At 40.7% G+C, this 20095-nt stretch carries 18 protein-coding genes; 3 read left to right on the plus strand and 15 right to left on the minus strand.

Going from position 1 to position 20095, the window contains the following annotated elements:
- Positions 1-378: 378 nt before the first annotated feature.
- Positions 379-1125 (minus strand): WecB/TagA/CpsF family glycosyltransferase, encoded by a 747-nt coding sequence (locus tag AABK37_RS13225; protein WP_432552026.1) that lies wholly within the window; start codon positions 1123-1125, stop codon positions 379-381.
- A gap of 561 nt (positions 1126-1686) precedes the next feature.
- Positions 1687-2997, minus strand: a complete 1311-nt coding sequence (locus AABK37_RS13230; RefSeq protein WP_432552073.1) for an aminopeptidase P N-terminal domain-containing protein — start codon at positions 2995-2997, stop codon at positions 1687-1689.
- Positions 2998-3491: 494 nt separating this feature from the next.
- Between AABK37_RS13230 and AABK37_RS13235 the strand changes: the two genes are divergently transcribed.
- Together AABK37_RS13235 and AABK37_RS13240 are read left to right on the plus strand one after the other, a co-directional pair.
- A complete protein-coding gene (locus AABK37_RS13235) occupies positions 3492-4673 on the plus strand; it encodes an FG-GAP repeat domain-containing protein (RefSeq protein WP_432552027.1) in 1182 nt (393 codons plus the stop codon).
- Positions 4674-4976: 303 nt separating this feature from the next.
- On the plus strand, positions 4977-6152 hold the full coding sequence (locus AABK37_RS13240; RefSeq protein WP_432552028.1) for an FG-GAP repeat domain-containing protein: 1176 nt from the start codon (positions 4977-4979) through the stop codon (positions 6150-6152).
- 7 nt (positions 6153-6159) lie between these two features.
- Here the strand turns inward: AABK37_RS13240 and AABK37_RS13245 are convergent, their stop codons facing one another.
- Together AABK37_RS13245 and AABK37_RS13250 are read right to left on the minus strand one after the other, a co-directional pair.
- The gene (locus AABK37_RS13245; protein ID WP_432552029.1) at positions 6160-7572 is read right to left on the minus strand and encodes a reverse transcriptase family protein; all 1413 of its coding nucleotides are present in this window, start codon (positions 7570-7572) and stop codon (positions 6160-6162) included.
- Positions 7573-8157: 585 nt separating this feature from the next.
- Positions 8158-8967, minus strand: a complete 810-nt coding sequence (locus AABK37_RS13250) for an alpha/beta fold hydrolase (protein ID WP_432552030.1) — start codon at positions 8965-8967, stop codon at positions 8158-8160.
- 165 nt (positions 8968-9132) lie between these two features.
- Here AABK37_RS13250 and AABK37_RS13255 point away from each other — a divergent pair, with 165 nt between their 5' ends.
- Positions 9133-9285 (plus strand): hypothetical protein, encoded by a 153-nt coding sequence (locus AABK37_RS13255; RefSeq protein WP_432552031.1) that lies wholly within the window; start codon positions 9133-9135, stop codon positions 9283-9285.
- 100 nt (positions 9286-9385) lie between these two features.
- Here the strand turns inward: AABK37_RS13255 and AABK37_RS13260 are convergent, their stop codons facing one another.
- The 11 genes from AABK37_RS13260 to AABK37_RS13310 form a co-directional block, all read right to left on the minus strand.
- A complete protein-coding gene (locus tag AABK37_RS13260) occupies positions 9386-11023 on the minus strand; it encodes an SWIM zinc finger family protein (RefSeq protein WP_432552032.1) in 1638 nt (545 codons plus the stop codon).
- A 33-nt stretch (positions 11024-11056) separates the two neighbouring features.
- Positions 11057-11275: a type II toxin-antitoxin system HicB family antitoxin gene (locus AABK37_RS13265; RefSeq protein ID WP_432552033.1), complete on the minus strand. Its 219-nt coding sequence runs from the start codon at positions 11273-11275 to the stop codon at positions 11057-11059.
- Entirely contained in the window at positions 11272-11526 is a 255-nt protein-coding gene (locus AABK37_RS13270; RefSeq protein WP_432552034.1) for a type II toxin-antitoxin system HicA family toxin, read from the minus strand. Before AABK37_RS13270 ends, AABK37_RS13265 begins: the two co-directional genes overlap by 4 nt.
- Before the next feature lie 17 nt (positions 11527-11543).
- Positions 11544-14711 carry a HEAT repeat domain-containing protein gene (locus AABK37_RS13275; protein ID WP_432552035.1) on the minus strand — a complete coding sequence of 1056 codons (3168 nt, stop codon included), beginning with the start codon at positions 14709-14711 and terminating at the stop codon, positions 11544-11546.
- 1581 nt (positions 14712-16292) lie between these two features.
- The gene (locus AABK37_RS13280; protein WP_432552036.1) at positions 16293-16904 is read right to left on the minus strand and encodes a hypothetical protein; all 612 of its coding nucleotides are present in this window, start codon (positions 16902-16904) and stop codon (positions 16293-16295) included.
- A 74-nt stretch (positions 16905-16978) separates the two neighbouring features.
- Positions 16979-17752: an MBL fold metallo-hydrolase gene (locus AABK37_RS13285; RefSeq protein WP_432552037.1), complete on the minus strand. Its 774-nt coding sequence runs from the start codon at positions 17750-17752 to the stop codon at positions 16979-16981.
- Between the two features lie 2 nt (positions 17753-17754).
- Positions 17755-18354, minus strand: coding sequence for an anthranilate synthase component II (locus AABK37_RS13290; protein WP_432552038.1), 600 nt, complete (start codon positions 18352-18354; stop codon positions 17755-17757).
- A gap of 163 nt (positions 18355-18517) precedes the next feature.
- Complete coding sequence (locus AABK37_RS13295; RefSeq protein WP_432552039.1) at positions 18518-19006, minus strand: diacylglycerol kinase family protein; 489 nt, start codon at positions 19004-19006, stop codon at positions 18518-18520.
- Positions 19007-19148: 142 nt separating this feature from the next.
- Positions 19149-19676, minus strand: a complete 528-nt coding sequence (gene ybeY, locus AABK37_RS13300) for an rRNA maturation RNase YbeY (RefSeq protein WP_432552040.1) — start codon at positions 19674-19676, stop codon at positions 19149-19151.
- 40 nt (positions 19677-19716) lie between these two features.
- Positions 19717-19872, minus strand: a complete 156-nt coding sequence (locus AABK37_RS13305; protein WP_432552041.1) for a DUF3285 domain-containing protein — start codon at positions 19870-19872, stop codon at positions 19717-19719.
- Between the two features lie 18 nt (positions 19873-19890).
- On the minus strand, positions 19891-20085 hold the full coding sequence (locus AABK37_RS13310) for a hypothetical protein (protein ID WP_432552042.1): 195 nt from the start codon (positions 20083-20085) through the stop codon (positions 19891-19893).
- Positions 20086-20095: the final 10 nt, after the last annotated feature.

Raw genomic sequence — 20095 nt, forward strand, 5'->3', positions numbered from 1 at the left:
GAAAGGATGTTCGCATAGTAGCTCGGCTTTCTAGCATCGCATACCATCAAAACGTTATTTTTCACTGACTTTGATTTTTTCAATGCACCATAATTAGTGAGAAGCGAAAAGCTTTTGCACCACTGATTGTGACTTTTTTTAATAACCCGGGTTATGTGCTTTGATGAGCGATCGCTTTCTAGCTAAACAAGGAAATACTGAACACTAGCGCCAATTTGGCTACAATTAATACTCTACAAATCAAGATATCTCTCTGGGAATTATTCACTCTTTAATCATGTTTTCTTCTTGACATACACACATGCAGTCAACGAACATGCTAATTGGATGATGTAGTGCAGCGCTGAATCAATAAAATGAATATTACCTTCACTCGAATTATCTATCTACATTTGACGTGAGTTCTACTCGTAGTGGTGATGCATTAGACATTGCTAAAGCAATATGTAATGCAAAAGCTGGATTTCCTAACAAATAGCGAGCTGCTAAACGTTTTGGTTCGCGAGTGAGCCGATAGAGCCACTCAAAACCCATATTAGATATAAAATGCGGACAATCACAGACTACTCCAGCCATGCGATCGATAATCGCTCCACCAAGCATGATGGCATTAACCTGCAAGCTGCTGCGATGCTTTTGCACCCAAGATTCTTGAATTGGCATTCCCATCCCTACAACCAAAATATTCGGCTTTACTTGATTGATTTGCTCAATTACAGCTTGATTTGCCTTTGGGTCTTCTTTGTCGAAATAGCCGTGATGTCCAGCAAAGCAAACACTCGGATACTTGACTCTCAAGCGCTCAAGGGCAGTTTGTAAATATTCGGGCTTTGCTCCGAGGAAAAATACTGAAAACCTATGTTTATTGCAACTTTCCAAGACTTTGGGCATTAACAATGTGTACGAGGCTCGGTAATCTAAGGGTAAATCCAACCCCATATAAGCGATCGCCTTTAATATTCCCACGCTGTCACAGTTAGCAATTTCTACACTTTGCAAAAACTCGTAATACCACGGCAATTGCATCGATAAGTTAAAGCTGTGGATATTGTAATTTGCTACAATTATTTTCTTGCCTTCAATACATGCCCTCTGAACTGCCTCCACAATTGCAGGGATAGTCATACAATTTATCCGTCGTTCCAATAAATACACTGTAAAAACTGGTCTTTTATTTACAGTAGTCGCATTTATTGCTTTGTTCTGTGTTATTGCAGATTGAACTTTGACATTGTGAAAATTACGTGGACTTGAGTAAGGATAAACCCCAATCCCACGCAATAATTTACTTACCAATTGTGTCATAAGATGCTATTTGATTGTTGAAAAACGGCATCGATTCGGTAGAAACACCCATGCATACATAAGTATGTTACATTATTCTGTAACCGAATTATATAAATTTCGTAAATTGTATGTTAAGTTTTTATAAAGATAATAGATTTATCCGGAAAATACGTCTTAAGCCTTGTTAGACAAGGCTTTCATACTCATTTGGGCATATATCTAAAGTATTATTTTCACTTTTACAAAAGGAAATTGCATCGTATGCTTCTGCAAAATTGTTTGAAAAGCGAGAGTCAGGCAGATTTTTGGTAGCATTTTATACTAAATCTCAATCATTACAAAATGAAAAGTTCTAAGTGCTGAAATTATGTCCGGGATGGTGTGTACCATCCCCATTTTTTATCTTTCTATTTCGTCTACTGCTTTGGGAACTCCCGCAGTCAACACTTCATGTCCTGTGGGTGTAACTAATATATCATCCTCGATGCGAATACCAATACCAACCCAACGGGGGTTTGTTTCTGGTTGGTCTTCTGCCAGTTTGGTGTCTGGAACAATATAAAGTCCTGGTTCTACTGTTAAGACTTGACCTGGTTGTAATATCTGCGGTTTATCGTCACCATGTTGGTAAACACCTACATCATGGACATCTAAACCTAACCAATGACCGGTGCGGTGCATGTAATAAGGTTTGTATTTTTCTTCTTCGATTAATTTGTCAATTTCACCAAAGAGAATGCCGAGTTCTACTAAGCCTTCGGTGAGGACGCGCACTGCTGTATCATGAATTAATTTGTAGGGGTTGCCTGGTTTTACTTGGGCGATCGCTTGTTTCTGTGCTTCTAAAACAAGTTCATACAGTGTCTTTTGTTCAGCCGTAAATTTACCACCTACCGGAAATGTCCGCGTAATATCCGAGTTGTAATAACCATACGCACAACCAGCATCAATCAGCAGCAATTCGTTATCTTGCATTTGCCGATGATTTTCGATATAGTGCAAAACGCAAGCATTCACACCAGAAGCGACAATTGAAGGATAGGCAGGTCCGATCGCACCTCGTTTTCTGAAGATGTGTTCGATTTCTGCTTGAATTTCATACTCGTAACGACCAGGTTGCGTAAATGCCATTGCGTGATTGTGTGCTTCAACGGCAATATCGGCAGCTTTTCGCATTAATTCTAATTCTACTTGACTTTTTACCAATCTCATGCCGTGGATAATTGTGCAAGTATCTTCAATCGCGATTGGTCCGGTACCGCGTTTGGGATAAGTGCGTAGTAAGCTTTGGTAATGTTTGAGGATAGTGTCGTTGAAAGAGCGATCGCGTCCTAAGTGATAATAAAGGCGATCGGCTTTTTCTAAATACTGCGGCAATTTTTCATTTAATTCGGCGATCGGGTAAGCTTCATCCGCACCGTAAATTTCCTTTGCTGCATCCACCCCGCAGCGATAACCACTCCAAACTTCTTTTTCTCTATCCTTCGGTTGCACAAACAATATAAAGCGGTGTTCTGGGTGATGGGGTGCTAAAACCGCTACCGCTTGCGCTTCGTTAAAACCAGTCAGGTAGAAAAAATCGCTATCTTGGCGATAAGCATATTCTACATCATTGTGCATGACTGAAGCAGGCGCACTGCGAAATATCGCAGTCCCATTGCCAATTTTTGCCATCAACTGTTCGCGACGCTGCCGATATTCTGCTTGCATGGTTACTTGATAACTCAAATTCTCGTTGTAAGTACGTGGGCAAAGTCAAACCTAGATATATAAGTTATTGTTTTTTTGTCAAACTGGCAACACAGCTAAGTTTGATTTGTGTCTTTATATCTACCTACTTATTTTAACTCTTGGCAAGTACGGACTTCATATATCGCGAATGCGCGATTATTCATGACTTGAATTTACAAAGTCTTAGAATCCCGGTTTCTTTAAGAAACCGGGATTCTCGGGATTCTCGTTTTTCAATGATTTAGGACTGCTATATCTAAGCTAGAGGTTTTTTTGATAAGTATTTTACAAACTCTAAATCACATAAAGTTCATATATTACTAAAACTTTTATAACTATATAATAGTGTAAAATCGACAATTCATGACACTTGTAAATAAAACATTAAACAACCAGAAAAGTGTTTAAATAACACTTGAATTAACTTGAATAAAGCAGCTAAAACTTATGAAACTGCGTGATAAACAAGCAACATGTTTTCAGCTAAAAATCCCCAAAGTGCGACAACTAGTGCATTAACAACAGACATAACTTCAAATACTTCGACCAAAGATGATTTAAATACTTCTTTGAGCTTGGGGAAAGCCTCACAATCACCGTTAGCGACAGCAAACCCCAATCCTAATCCTTACCTAACCAGTGCAGCGATTGTTCCTGATTTCAACGGTGATGGTAAAGCCGATAAAGTCTGGGTTAATAGTGCCACCGGTGAAACTCAGGTTTGGCTGATGGATGGTTCAACAGTTACTGAAAAAGGTTCGCTGGGGACATATGACATATCCTCATGGAATTACAACATTGCCGATTTCAATGGTGATGGGAAAACCGACTTTTTGTTACACAACAAAAATACGGGTGAGAATGTCGTTGCGCTAATGGATGGGACAAAAGTTGCTAGTTCAGCTTCTCTAGAAAACGTTGACCCAGCGTTAACTTCTAGCATTGGCGATTTCAATGGCGATCGCAAAACCGATATCTTGTGGCATAACAGCCAAACCGGTGAAAATACCATTTGGCAGATGGATGGCACAACAGTCACTTCTTCAACTGTTTTAGATAACTCAGACCCAGCGTTTACTCCTACCGTTGTTGATTTTGATGGCAACGGTAAAAGCGATATCTTCTTGCGTAACATGACAACCGGAGAAAACAAAGTTTTGTTTATGGATGGCGATCAAGCCACTCCATTTGATCTTCAATCGCAGGATGCAGCTTGGACTGCTACCCTTGGCGATTTCAACGGTGACTTGAAGACAGACATTTTGTGGCGTAATGCTCAAACCGGAGAAAACAAAATTTGGACGATGAATGGTGTCCTCGTTAATGAAGGTGCTGTAAAAACGCTTGATGCCAACTGGGAATCTAGCATTGGCGATTTCAACGGTGATGGCAAGACTGATATCTTGTGGCACAACAAGGCATCCGGTGAGAACATTGGTTGGTTGATGGATGGCACAACAGTTAGCAGCGAAGCTGCTCTACCGCAATCTAACCCAAGCTCAAAAGCTAGTATTGGCGATTACAACGGTGATGGCAAGAGTGATGTGTTCTGGCGCGATTACCAAACCGGTAACAACACCATTTGGACAATGGATGGAACGAATGCAACTGAGACTCCTACGGATGCACTTCCTCCTGAGTGGTATACCATGTAATTCGTAATAAGCGTTTTAACGCTTAAATTAAGGACTTCAGTCCTGACTGCGAATCTAATTTTCAATTACTGAATATGACTTGTATATCCATGTGGATATACAAGTCATATTTTTTTACTTTAATCGAAGGTCGCAACAGTGTTTTTTATCTTTGAATAAAAACCCGGTTTCTTTAATAAATCGGGTTTCTTGGCATCTATATTGCTATAGTTGAACAAAACAAAAATTTTGGATGTTATAAACTAACAAAACAATCAGAAATAAACAGTTAGAAATAGTTATGAGAACTAGTGAAAAAAATCCATGTTTGAATCTAAAAAAACCTTAAAAATTTCTACAGATAGTGCATTAAAATCATTTGAATCGGTAAAAGATTTGGGAGAAAAGCTTAATTTAAATAATTTTTTAGGTTTGGGTAAATCCTCAGAATCAGCACAAGCAGCAGAAAATCCGAATTCAATTTTCAACAGTCCGGCAATTCTTGCCGATTTCAACGGTGATGGTAAGACAGATAAATTTTGGCGCAACTCTCAAACGGGTGAAACCTCAGTTTGGCTGATGGATGGCACAAGAGTTGCCGAAACGGGTAATTTGGATCAAGCTGACTCATCTTGGAATTACAAGATTGCTGATTTTAACGCCGATGGTAAGAGTGATATTTTATGGCGTAATAGTCAAACTGGTGACAATGTTATTTGGTTGATGGATGGCACAAGAATTGCCACTAATACTTTTGTGTTGCAAGTTGATCCATCTTGGAGTAGTGACATTGCCGATTTTAATGGAGATGGTAAGACTGATATATTGTGGCGTAATGCTCAAACTGGTGAAAACGCAGCTTGGATAATGGATGGGACAACAGTTACCACTGCGGCTTTTTTACCGACATTTGATGCCAACTGGACTCGTAGCATAGTCGATTTTAATGGCGATCGCAAGACCGATATCTTGTGGCGTAATAATCTAACTGGTGAGAATAAAGTTTGGTTTATGGATGGTACGAAAGAAAGTGAGTATTCTTTATCCCAACTCGACCCATCCTGGAATTATACCCTTGGCGATTTCAACGGAGATTCTAATACTGACATTTTATGGCGCAATGCTCAAACTGGAGAAAACAAAGTTTGGACGATGAATGGCATCTTGATCAATGAAGGTACTCTAACAACACTTGATGCTAACTGGAATCCTAGCATTGGCGATTTTAACGGCGATGGCAAGACTGACATTTTTTGGCGCAACTCTGTAACAGGAGAAAATACTGCTTGGCTGATGGATGGTACAAATATTGATACTTCTGCTTTTATGCCGAAAGTTGACCCAGCCTGGAGTTCTAGTATTGGCGATTTTAACGGTGATGGCAAGACCGACATCTTCTGGCGCAATACTCAAACCGGCGATAATACAATTTGGGAGATGAATGATACCATAGCCACTCCCACCAATCTAGACCAAGTTCCTCTAGAGTGGTATTCTTAATATCGGTCTAACTCCTGCCGTTGCGAACATATTTATTTTTGATGCGTTCCACTTGCTGTTGAAACTCCGCACCTTTTTCTGGATTCACCATTGCGACAAAATTGGCAAAGCCATTAATGGCAGCGATTAAATTAGCATTACCCCAGTGCTTTCCTTCTAAACCGTCTTTCTCAATTTGAAAGAGGGTAGCGCGAAAGCGTTTTAATGTTTTGTTGTCAACGTTGGGTTTATCGTTTACCACTACTCCCGTAACTTCCTGCTGGCGAGATTTTCGCAAAATTCTGGTTTTTTCTGGGTTTATGGTGAAGCCTTCGTGAGTAACAATTGATTCTGTGCGTTTGAGTATATTACATATATGGTGCAGACTGTCTCCAGAGGCGGAAAAGGTTAAATCATCGGCGTAGCGGGTGTAAGTAAAACCTAATTTTTCCGCCATCGCTGTTAAGCGTCGGTCTAAGCGGCGACAGAGTAAGTTAGTAATTGCGGGACTTGCTGGGGAACCTTGGGGAAGGTGACGTTCATCGACTGCAACATAATATGTTTTGCCGTCAATTTCTAAAGTTTCCACTTCGGCAGCGGTAGACACCAAGCCAAAAATTGTCGCCGCTGCTTCGGAATAGCCGAAGGAGTGAAATAAACCTTTGACTCGTTTATAAGAAATAGAGGGGAAAAAGTCCTTTAAATCAAAGTTGATAATTACATCAGCGCCGACATGGGGTGTAGCATTGGTGACAATAGAGCGATCGCGTCTAAAGCCATGTGCAGCGTCATGAAGTTCCAGCTTTTCCAAAATATTCGCCAAAATCCAGTGCTGTGCCTGTTTTAAATTCGGCATCGGTGCGGAAATTATTCTTTCTCCCCCCGTCTTTTTCGGCATTCTGAAGCGAATGTAGTGCGAAACTGTGGAGGTTTTGCGGTCAAATGCCAAAAAGCGGAGTTTTCCTACAGTGATTCCCATCGCAGCGGCAATTTGTTCAGCGTTGTTGCATAACGGTAAACCTAGCGAATGCAACCTTTCCTCATTGCCTTGAGTGTTATTTAATCCAGCAGATACATCCTCCCCAAGATAGATAATATCCTGCTGCTGTTTCTGCTTCCAAACTTCCGCACGCGATCGCCGTTCTTGTTCGCGGCGTTCTTTTGTTTCTTGACGCTTGCGTTTGGATTCTTCTAGACGTTGCTTTAATAAGCGCTTCCGCAGTGCTTGTTCATCTTGTAATTTTCGACTTTCTTGCCGCAGTTCGTTTAATTCGCGGCGAATTTCTCCAGCGCGGCGAATTTCATCTGCTGGATCTTGCGGCATTTCGCCTTGTGCAGACCAAAAACCATAACGTATCATTTCTTCAAGGATAAATTCCTCTGTGCCAACTTGTCGAATGCGATCGTATAGTTCTTGGCGGGTACGTGGTTGGTCAGACATATATATGATGTTGTAGAGACCCTAAATATCACGTCTCTACCTTAGCCTTGTGTTTTTAAGTTGTCAGTAGTGCTAGAAAAAATCACGCGCATCTGAAGTGCAAATTACCCCTTCGTAAAGGTCTCAGGACTAGCCTGCTCTACTCAGCGGAGCCACCAAGCACCCCGTAGTCATTAGTTTTACGAAAACTAAACCGTAATACTGGGGGGTGGCTCCGCAAAGTAGAGAGCAGGCTAGTGATGTATGGTTAGACTAAGCGCAAGGACGACGAACCATCGCCCAGATTGCAAGGTTGTTTCGCGTAACTTATAGATGCGCGTGAGTTGTATCCAGTTTATTCGCGGTTTACCGATTTTGGGAAGATGTGAAGGTAAATTTAGGACTTACGCACTGTACAAATTAATCATGATATGCGTTCACGAAAATAGTTCGTTTTAGGCTTTGATTAATCGTTCTTTAATGATACCTAAACGCGCGTTGTAGGGGCACAGCAATGCTGTGCCCCTACGATAATATGGTTTTCAAACCGTGTATACTTTGTATTTTACGTCAATGCGTAAGTCCTAAAATTATAAGTTTGACAAACTAAGATTGCAGGTACTTTAGCAAGGTTTCGGCGTAAAGTTTAGGATCGCGCAGATACATCAGGGGGCTGCCGTGTAGAACCTTGGTGGTAGAATGTGGAACAAGTCGGGCAGTGTCCTCAATAAAAGGTGTAAACATGGTGTCTTGCATTGCCCACATTAGTAAAGTGGGAACTGAGATAAGTGCTAAACGGCTTGCTTCATCGTACCTCAAGACTGCTTCTATCCCCTCGTAGGTGCGCTCCTGCCGAGACATCACTTCTTGAAAATAGATTTCAAAACATTCAGAGGGTTCATCAATACATAGTGATTTTATCCGTTGCCAATTAATGCTGTAGTGGCTGCCATCTTCTTTTACTTCTGGTGGTCCATAAAAGAATGGTGATTGACGTAAATCTTGACGTGCTGCTTCGTCTTTCCAACGAGGCATTCCAAAAAGTACCAGTTTTTTAATTCTAGTTGAACAAATAACTGCTGCTTCGCAAGCAATTGCAGCGCCGGTGCTGTTGCCGACTAAGTAAAAATCTTCAACTTTCAGTGTGTCCAGTACCTCAAATAAATCTGTAGCATACTGGGGAATAGTCCACTGAGTAGGTGGATTTTCTGACTCACCTTGACCGGGAGTATCTAACACAATTACCCGAAAATCAAGAGCTAATAGCGGCATAACTCTGATAAAACTACGAGAAGAAAAGTAAGTTTTATGGGTAAGTATTAGTGCCGGACCATTGCCTGCTGTCCGGTAATGCACTTGACCCCACGACCGATCCACAAAGCCTCTTTTAATTTTGATTGCCTGTTGTTGAATCATTTTCTATTGTGTACACAGCAGCCCTAAAATAATTATCCCGTGCAACAGACGTGCTGAAAATACCGTTCTTTCTTGTTGTAGTTTAGACCACTACCACAGAGGTCAGTTTATTATGTGTAGGCGCGAATAAAATTCGCCAGCCTAATTAGTGGAAGATATATATAAGTGAAAAATAAAAAATCACGCGCTATTTTTTGTTGGTTTCCCTTCGTAAATCGCTCTGGACTAGACTACTCAACTCAAGCTAGGCTCGGTACTACCGGACTCATTCACTTCGTAGAAGTCAAACCGGAATGTCCGGTAGTACCGAATGCCTAGCACAGTCAAGAGTAGGCTAGTGATGTATGATTAGGCTAAACGCAAGGACGACGAACCATCGCCCAGATTGCAAGGTTTCAACTCAACAAATGCGCGTGATTTATCTGCACTGACGAGCGTGTTGCATTCGCAGTGCCAGAATGTGTTCGCAAGGACCTTTATACAGCTTGTTTTGCTGATGCCAGTTGCAAGTACATTCTGCGTCGATTATACGCTCATCTCTATCAATCGTCAAAGATAAATTTAAAGTTTTATCTTTGTCGTTAACGCTACCTTGCAAAATCAACGCGCCATTGTCACTTACTGAAGTTACGCGCACTGCATTTTGACTCAAAAACCGAGTTGCGCTTTCTTCGCGTGCGTTAGCGAAGCGCAAACGCTGGATTGGTAAGGGTTCGCGGCTGAGTTCTCGCACGCGATAAACTTGTTTATTTAAGTCGTAAATTGCACGTCCAGCTTGCGTGTATGCACTTAAAGCACCCAGTACCGCCGTGCGACTTAAATTTAAGCGTTGTGCAAGGCGATCGGGACTTTCTAACCAATTTTCCCGCAGCGCGTCAAAAATGAGCTTTTGCGTCCATTCGTCAACGTCTGCGCGGGATGCCATTAAATCAAAATTACCAGATTGCGCCCAATCGTTTGCCGTCCATCCAGATAAACCGAGGGTAAAGGACATATCGCCTAAATCGGCGACGTAGAATGAAGGCATACCCGTACCCAACAAATGAACGGTGAACTTTTTGGCAACGGGGATGAGACGTTCTAAAATGTTCAAACGCCGACGTCCCCAAACGCGAATTGTTTGGGGTTGAGTTCCAGTGTAAGGCGATCGCGCACAAACTACTTCAATATTCCACGGTTCAAATACCACCCGCACAGGTTCACCTGGGTTCAGATGATAGCGCATACTGCGCGGTCCGGTTGTCTCTTTATGACGACGCAAGACAAAACAGATATTATGAATATCCATCGGGTGCAAATCGAACTGCGTCGCGGGTAAAGACATCGCCGAACTAACTTGTAAAAAGCCTCTTACCCAACTATCAGGTAAATCGATTTTGACTTCTTTGTAAGCTTCTTCGTTTGTAGTTTTAACTTCAAACCCAGAAGGATCAACTTGTAATTGAGTACTCTTATAACTGCGGATTTTCTGAAACTCATCGTACAACGCTGCCGAATAATCAACATTCGTTGTACCGCAAGCGAATTCATTAATATTTTTAAAGACTTCGTAACTTGCACTCAGGCGTCCATAACTCGATTCATCTACGCTAAAGCACTCAAAAAACACTTCATCGGGATGAACTGTGATTACCGGATCGAAGACAAAATAAAAGTCTAATTGCTTTTGCCAAACATAACGCCTGAACTTATCTCTAGCTTTATAATAAGGAGCAAAGCGTTCATAACTGCGCTTACTTAACTGATTTAATTCTTCTTGTAGGGGTTTAATTTTGGCAGCGACATCTTGACGCATAGCTGCAACTAATTGCCAATCAATTTCATCTTGTTTAGCACGCCATTCTTTGTAAGCAGTTTTGTCTTTTGGTTTAAACTGCATATCAGAGACAACCACATCATGTAAAGCGCTAATCGCTTCACGAAAAGCGACATTTTGCCGCAATTCTCCGACAAAGTAAGTCGGGGGACGTTTCGTATCTGGAGAAAATGACATTTGAGTGTTTCCACCGCTTTCGTTAACAGCGGTACTTTGTTTATAAGCGTAGTTAAATTCCATAATTTTAGTTTTGATAATTTGTTGTAATAGCAATCAGCCAACTTGATAAATTATTGGTCGATATTTAGGTTGAGGAATAGATTTACCTTCAGCAGTAGCTGTTTCTAGCCAAGCAGCTTTAGCAATCATTATCTCGCGAACTGCTTCTTCTGGTGTTGAACCCCAAGCAGAACAGAATTTCAAGTCAGGTATGTCAGCAATATAACCTTCATCTTCTTCGCTGTAGAAAATGTTAATGTGATAATCTTTCATGATTCATCCTCTAAAGAAAGATTGTACTGTTCTACTATTAATATAAATTGACGAACTTGATAAGGTACTGCTTTGCCTTTTTTATTTTGAATGTTGATTATTTCTGGTATTTCTGGATGCTGAAAGATGTGATGGCTGCCATTAATTCGTGACAGAGTAAAACCAAAGGCTTCAATCAGTGTCACCAGTTCGTCAAACTGGATATTCTTTGAGCCAGATAGAACTTTTTCCAGCAGCTTCCGTTTTTTCATCAGTAATTATATGGTAGCTAAATTCTGACTTCAGCAACAGGCTTTACATCAATCGGCAACGAAAACTGAGGATAAATTTTATGAATTTTTAACATAATTTGTATCGCCTTTGCTTTATCTCCAATTGCCATAGTTAGCGATTGTCTCGTCATAATCTCAGCCACAATTTTCGCAGCTTCTTCGCTTTTTTGTGCCTCAGCATTCAAAAAAGCAAAAATTCGCTTTTTCGCAACACGTCCGGAATTCACGCGGCATAATACACTTATAAAATAAGGCATCAACTCCCGCAAACGTTCTGGATTATCTACAGCATACTCTTGCAAATAGTTAGTTGCAAATAACTGCATATCTGCTGATGGATGTTCGCTGAATTTCAATAGATATTCTTGTCCATCTGCTTGTTGGAAATTACGAGTTAATAAATCACGTCCAAGTTTACGCGCATCTTCACGCACGCTATCACAAATGCTAACCAAAATTTTCGGGGTGAATTCTTCCGAACCAAATTCTGTAGTAAATATCCTCAAAGCAAATTCTCGCGAGTCTTGCCATTTTGACTCTAGCATCCGCACTGCTGATAACATTTCTTCGGAATCTAAACGCAAGCGATTTAATATTTGTAAAAACATCTGCCGTGCAGCTTCTCGCACTGATAAAATTTCGTGATTGGCAAGTTTGACAATTTCGCTAGCGGCAAATTCTGTTATCCAAGCGTTGCTATTTGCACCCAGCACTACACCACCTAATTCTTGTGCAGCGGAAGACTTTGCTGCAAGTAGATTTAAAGCGGTTTCTTTTGTAACGCTTGTCATCCATCCCTGCAAATCTTCCCGCAACAAATGCACCAAATAACTGTGAACACCTTCATGTTTTTCGGGAGTTAGCAGCACTTCGATAAAATCAGATGCTAGATCGATGGTGAAAGCTGGATAAGCGGCTCCTAAACGGTGGATAATAGGTTTTATCGCATTGCGAATTTCTGCATTTGCATTTACTGCCATTGCGACAATTAAAATGCTTTCCTCACCGATAAGTTTTTCATCAGGTAACTGTCCAAATAGTCTAATACCGATAACTCGCACTGATTCGTCAGAAGATGCAAGTAATGATTCAATTATTTCTGGCGGCAAGTTTTCTGCTCTAATTTCGTGATTTAATAAAAGACGAGCGCCTAATTCTTGAATTTCCACTAGCGGGTGTGTCAACAAATCATTGATGACACTTAAACCTAAGTTACGCAATTGAAGTGCAAAACTTATTAGTAAAGTTTCACCAATTTCTTTTGCCATTTCCCCTTGGTTTGAGGATAATGTTAATAATTCAGCAATGATGCGTCCAATTAATACTTTTGCTGTGGTATCTGTGAGAATAGTAGAAGTTAAAAGTCTCCGGGCAAAGGTGCGAGTGTCTGTCTGTTGACTGGTGACTAAAGCAGCGATCGCATTACTATCTTGTAAAAAATATTCGCGTTTTTCATCTATCCAGCGGTAAGCTTGAATACGAGCGCGTTCATACACGCAATTGGCTAAGGCAAGAACTAATTCAATGTTGGGTGAGGTGGAATTGTAGTTAAGCAGCGCTAGTTCAAATGCAAATTGCGCTGTAACTTCATAACGTTGATTAACAAGTTGGATGATTGTAGGTATATTTACATAAGCACAGAACTCAGGATTCGCTCGTAAGACTTTGACTGCAAAATGATGAACGCGATCGCACTCACTCTGCAATAATAAATCTAAAAGCGCATCTGGGTTTTGCTCCCAAAGTTGCCCAAAAGCTTCTTCTCTAACTGCCGGTTCTGCATCTCCCGGTTTATAATTTTCCCGACATTGCCACGCTTGAGAATTGCGTTTCAACTCATAGCGAGGACTGTTTTCGTAAAGTATATGGTTAAATGTCAAATATCCAGCAAAATCATCCCAATTGCGTCGAAACTCAGTGCGTGTCCAGTTAGAACGATTCCAGCGATAGAAAACTGACTCTCTTACTTCTTCAGCATCTTCATCAGAATATTGAAGAAGAACGCCTACAGCCATTTTAACATAGTCAGGGTCACTTTCTTCGCCTAACTGTTTGAGAGTACGCCATACGCGACGTAGCAGATATTCACGAGTATTGCTGCTGTAAGCTATTCTTGACTCAGGATGTTTTAATTCGTCTTTAACTTCACTACCTTTAGATTCATAACGCTGTGTTTGGCGATTATAATTTCCCCATAAAGTCTTTCTTAGGTGTCCTCCGCTTGGCAGACTAACATAATAAGATTTGCTAGAGAAACCTGCTTTCTCTATCTCTAACCCATAAGCAAGAATACCAAACACTTCTGCATCGTGGCGATATTCCGCCATTTTGAAAATATGGCGAAGTTGTTTAAAATAGTTTGGTTTGAAAGGTGCGTTGCATAAAATATCAAGTAGTGCAGGACGAACGTATTGATTATCAATTTGATAAATCGTATCTAAGACGGCAAAATGCTTGTAGTTGCCGTGTTCTAGATAGTTAGATAAAGCTGTTGCAAAATTTTCTGACGAACCATTTCGCGTTAATTTTTGTAACTCAGGTGGTAAAAATTCAATTCGTTCAGCTTGCAAAGAAGCTGTCTTTTCTGCATCAGATAGTTTTAAGAGTGCTTCAAAAGCGATGCGGCGAACAAATTCGGGGTTAGAGAGATTATTATAAAGGTGAGTGATGGGAGCGATCGCACTATCATCTCCACACCAACCTAAAGCCCAAGCAATGCAATAATCTCTTAATGGTTCACCAGTACCAATAAGCTTGATTAATAAAGGTGTCGCTTCACTAATTTTAAGTTCTCCCGCTCGCCAAATTGCCCGTTCTAACTTTGATTTACTCGGTTTGTCGTCAGCAAGGCGATTGAGAATTGCTTGTTTGCGTGCATTGCTAGACTCAACTGGTGGTGTTGATTCTAAATTAACTGGTTGAGCGTTAACATCACGATATCCCTTTTTGGTCTTTTCGCCAACCAGCTTGTCGAAGACTTGCTGCGCTTCTGTTAAAGGTACGGAAGAAGTAGTTTTCGTACCTTCTTTTAGATTAGCGCCCCGCCGTCCGTAACGGAAGTTAACTACATAACGATCTTTACCAGTCTGACAAAGATCCACTTCGTAGATTTTATCAGAAGTTCCTTCTTGATAGTGCAGTGTAGTCTGTTTAATTAGTTTCATCGCACCCATCTTGCTACTGTGCTGATGACAATCTATTGTGGCTCTATTTTGCCAGAGTTGCCAGATGTGGGGTAGTGATAAATTGTGTTTTTTATACAAGACCTTCCAAAGAGCTTACACCCTATAGGATTCCTATTTGATTTTTGAACATATACGTAGGGGAGGCTTTCTTAGGGTGTGGATTTTCGAGGCAGTTTGCGGTGTAGATTTTCTTCCCGCAAAACTGCCGTCCTCCCCTAATAAAGAATTGGGCGTTTTATTTGACAAGACTTGCTAATTTCTCACTTGAGGGGGAAATAGCAGTTGCTCTTTTGTGAAAAGCCTACCAAATAAATCTTGTACACATCGCTACACCCAATTGCTACACTTGCCGCATGATTTAAATTTAAAAGTAAGCCAAAATTAATAATCCCCCAACCAACCTGGAAGAGGGATTTTTTTAATGCCCAGTCACTAGTGTAAAAGTCAATAAAAATTAAACGAGACTATCAAGCAGCATCACAGCCATTTGCAGTTTGCGAATCTTCTCAGAATTTAAAGTCTGAATCCACGCCAACCCTAAAACTGCCAGAATGCAGCAGGGATTTTTTATGACTTTAGTAACTATAGAATGCATGACAGGTTAACAGATGATGGACTTACCCAATGGCATCCAGCATTTTTGTCTTTGGGACGGCTGTGGCATCGGGTACACAAGCATTAAAGTATTTGCAGAAAAATATATAATTTTAGCTGTCTTGCTTCGGATGTGTTTTTCCAGATTTCAGACTTTTTAGACCACGTTTAAATATCATCACGAATATGATACCAAGGACAAAACTGATGACTAATAAAATCGCTATTTGGGGAAAACAATTTACTTGAGTTGTACTCCATGAACACAAGAAAAGTAGAAATTTTATCCCAAAAATGCTTAATCCAATTAGGCTAAATATGCCAATACCACCAATAAAGAGAAGGATATATGCAAGAATTTTCTTTTTGTTCATAAATAAAGGTTAACAATTAAAACAGAGGCGGATCTAAACCAATAATTGATATTTCTCTTGAGCTAGATTGTAAAGAGGTCGCAGGCATCAAATGATTGGTCAACACTACCAACAAAAACATGACCACAGTTAAAGCTAATAACAGAGAAAAATTACCTTCCGCTTAGGCATCGCCCCTAACACCTTGTCCAATTTATCATTTTTCCCAAATTGCGAATTATTATTTATGAACCTATCCCACTAATAAAATTCTTTGAACCCAAAGATGGATAGTAGCAAGGTCAATAAATGTATGAAAATATACATTTTAACGCTCGCGGGCGTACAGCTAGGCGACGGTATTTACGTTGAACACAGCGTAAAACACCGCTCTTGCTGGAATCTAGGAACAGAGATTTTGATGGGTCTGCCTTTATTTTTCTTGGTTTTCCAGACTCGTGCGTGGTATTTGAGGTTTAATGCCTCGTTTACGTAGGGAAAGCGCGTTGCTGTTTAGAATCATACCCTTTATCAGCAGCCCGTCCAGTATCCTTCTAGGGTGTTGGATTTTGGCAAAGATTATTGTTCTCAAAACCCAATTTATTGAAGTCAATTATTTCGTCAATTGGAAAGTTGAAATAATCCGTTGAAAGTCTTGTCTAATTTTGTCTGACTTGTTTCCGTAACCGACATTTAGTATGATTATATACTGTCCCTTTTTACTGGGTAAGACTATATTATCACCACAGTTCAGCCCACACCAGGAATAATATATAGCACTTTGACCGACAAAATTTAATGTTTGATAATTACCTTGACGGAAACGTTTAAAATTTGACTGCGGAGTATTTTGAGTTACCCATTGCAGCGCTGAAAGTTTATTAGGATTACTGAATGCAGAAATGCTAATACTGCTGGATGGTGCTTCAGTCGTAAATAATTTTCCCGCCTGAATTGCTTGATAGTCAGAATTTTTCCACAGTGTTAGATATCCTTGGTCAGGATATTTATTTTCAAAGGTTTTATCTAAAGTGTAGCTATTAGGATATGTTATCTTAAAGCCAAATTTCTGACTTTGGTAAGTTACCTGACTGCTTGCTGCAAAAATTTGGGTACTGCCAATTTTTGGTATGACAAAGATGCTAGTTGGTATCATGCAAAAAAGTGCTAAAAATAACACCTTTTTGAATGTTAAACCAGTTAATTTACTGGTAGATTGAGACATTTTCCTAAATTCAAAATTTTTATTTACGCCAATCGCAGGCAGGATGCCTGCGCCACAACTGTCCGAGAATCATCTTAATATTTGTAACTTAAAAGTTGAATCTCGCCATTTTTTGGTAGACTACCAGAGCTAATAGCAAGAGTATCACTATTGTTACGACGTACATTCACGCCCTGCATCAAAGTTAAAAAATCATCAAGTGGGGAAATATCGCAGGTAGCGGTATCTGCGGCTTGTGTACGGTATTGGGTAGGAATTATCAGCTTGGGATTTAACACCTGAACTGCTTGCTTGGCTTCTTGGGCATTGTAAGCTTTGACACCACCTCCCACGGGGATGAATGCTACATCAGGACGCCCCATGAGGATTTTTTGCTCAATTGAAATCGGTGCGGCGGCTCCTCCTAAGTGTAAGATATTAATTCCGCCTTGCTTCCAACTCCAAGCGGTGTTAATGCCAAACTGTTTACCGCCTTTGCGATCGTGGTCTATGGCAATTCCCTGGAATTTTATGCCTTGAAATTCGTAAACTCCCGGTTCGTAAATTAGCTTTGGATTTCCCGATAATCCTTCCACCGCACCTTCATCCAGCAGTTGACTGCTAATCAGTACTAAATCTGCGGTGACGACTTGGGGAGGACGATATTTAGCAGTACAACCCACTGACCGAAACGGATTTACGAGAATTCTTTTACCACCACCAGTAAACAGAAAGCAAGAATGACCCAACCACTGAACTGATAATGAATCGCTAGATTGTGCGTTAGCTTGAAGGTGTGAACTAAAGTCAGTAACCAAGGCTGTTAGTAACCCCGTCCCAGCATACCCCATCAACTGTCGTCGTTTCATTACTACTCTTTTGACTGTAATTGTTCCAGAAAGTTTCGCAATAACTGCTTGCCTGAAGATGTCAGGACACTCTCTGGGTGAAACTGGACGCCTTCAATGTGAGGATAGTTCCGGTGTCGCACTCCCATAATGGTTCCGTCTTCTACCCAAGCAGTGATTTCTAACACGTCCGGGCAAGTTTCGCGGTCGATCGCTAAACTATGATATCTGGTTGCGGTCATAGGATTCTCCAAACTCCGAAAAACTCCTACTCCTGCGTGAGATACAAGAGAAGTTTTGCCATGCATCAATTCAGGGGCAGAAACGATTTTACCACCGAATACTTGACCAATGCTTTGATGTCCTAAACATACGCCTAAAATAGGCAAGTTAGATCCGAGATTTTCAATCAAATCTAGACAAATTCCCGCATCTTCTGGTCGTCCTGGTCCTGGGGAAATCACGACTGCATCGGGCTTTAGTGACTGAATTTCCGAAACAGATATCTTATCGTTACGAAAAACTTTTATATCCTCTGCTACTGGAAACTCTGCTGCTAGTTCTCCCAAATACTGCACCAAGTTATAGGTAAAGCTGTCGTAATTATCAATGACTATAAGCACAGCGATTAACTCCTAGTTTTTACAACTGAATATAATGAGTATTTTACTCTCGCCAGATTTTAATAGCTGTGCGGTCATCTGAATATAAGACACGATTAATCATGCCTAATTAATGTTAGATTGAATATTTTATCAGATTTGGGAGGTTCTCCGGGCAACTCAGTCACTTTTGCAAAGGGGCGATCGCTTCTGGGGATTTCAATGCCGACAAAATTAAACTAAACATTGGCGGAAGTAAAAGTATACCAGCAACCAGCACCGCGACTAAAGCAGAAACTAGCACAGCACCAGCAGCACAGTCTTTAGCAATTTTTGCCAAATCGTGATACGTTTGCTTGACTGTTAAATCTACCAAAGACTCAAGCGCTGTATTCAGCAACTCTAGCGCCAAAACTAAACCGCTAGTTAAGGCAATCACCGCTATTTCCACTGGTTGTAGATGTAAAAAAAGGCTCAAGCCGATTGCTAAAACGCAAACACCTACATGAATGCGAAAGTTGCGTTGACTTTGAAAAGCGTAACTGATTCCAGCCCAGGCATACTTAAAACTAACAAATAAATTAGAGGCAACGCGCCAGGAGAGTGAGCGATCGTTGGTCACAATTGTTTCTAAGTGGTTTGGCGTGGGTGATGAAGAAACTTGTTTGGACATAGGCTGAAAATATAACAGCAGATTAAATAAAGTGGGAATCTTAGCTGATTTTAATCGCCCAATCAATTTTTCGGTAATTTTATATAGAAGTATTATATAAACAATGACTAAAACTTAACACTTACGGTCACGCATATAAGTGCTATTCTAGGTCAATGGTAATACTAATTGCCTTCAGTAATATCGCTTGCTGTTTCAGCATTCGCGTTTCTGTTTCTTCATCAGGATGATCCCAGCCTAGTAGATGCAATAAACCGTGAGCCGCTAACCATGCTAATTCCGTTGCTAAACTATGCCCTTGCTGTTGAGCTTGACGTTTAGCAGTATCTACAGAAATAACTATATCACCTAGATATAAAGGCACAGAAGCAGTTATTTCCTCAAAGTCAGGAAAGTCTACCTCTGATGTTGCAAAAGATAAAACGTCTGTGGGCTTGTTTTGCTGACGATACTGGGCATTTAAAGTTTGAATTTCCGCATCGTCTGTCAAACGTAAGCCAATTTCATAAATTGATTTTTGGGAAATATCAGGTTGTAATATTTCCAACCAGCGACGAAACCAGTTTGACCAAGTTTCCGCTGAAATTGTCATCTCAGCCTCCCCAAGATTTACAGCTTCGGCTGGGGAAGCAAAATGAAAACAATTTTCTACATATAATTCGACTTGCACTTTTGTTTACAAAGTAGGACGGCGCGATTGTAATGTATCGTCAGTGAGTCAGATAAGCAAGACCCACGAGGACAGCCAAAAGCCCGACTGCGGTTAGCGCAAAATGTTTAATAGAAGTGCCACCCTTACGCACCATGTTTCGCATGGCGAGTTTGACGTAGCTTGGTTTAGGTTCGGTTTTATGAGAGTTGCTCATGATGATTTGATAACAAACTCATTTATAAATGTAACAGTTTGGTGAGGCGACAGTTGCCAGTTTGGCAAATTGGAATTGGGCAATGGGCAATGGGCATAGGGCAATGCGAATTAAAGACGCTTGATTTTTGATGCACGTTCTAATAGGATTCTTTCCATGCCCAATGCCCCATGCCCTATGCCCTATGCCCATTGCCCAATGCCCATTGCCCAATTCCCAATTC

It is taken from the genome of Tolypothrix sp. VBCCA 56010 (genome assembly GCF_050875635.1).
GTDB lineage: Bacteria > Cyanobacteriota > Cyanobacteriia > Cyanobacteriales > Nostocaceae > Hassallia.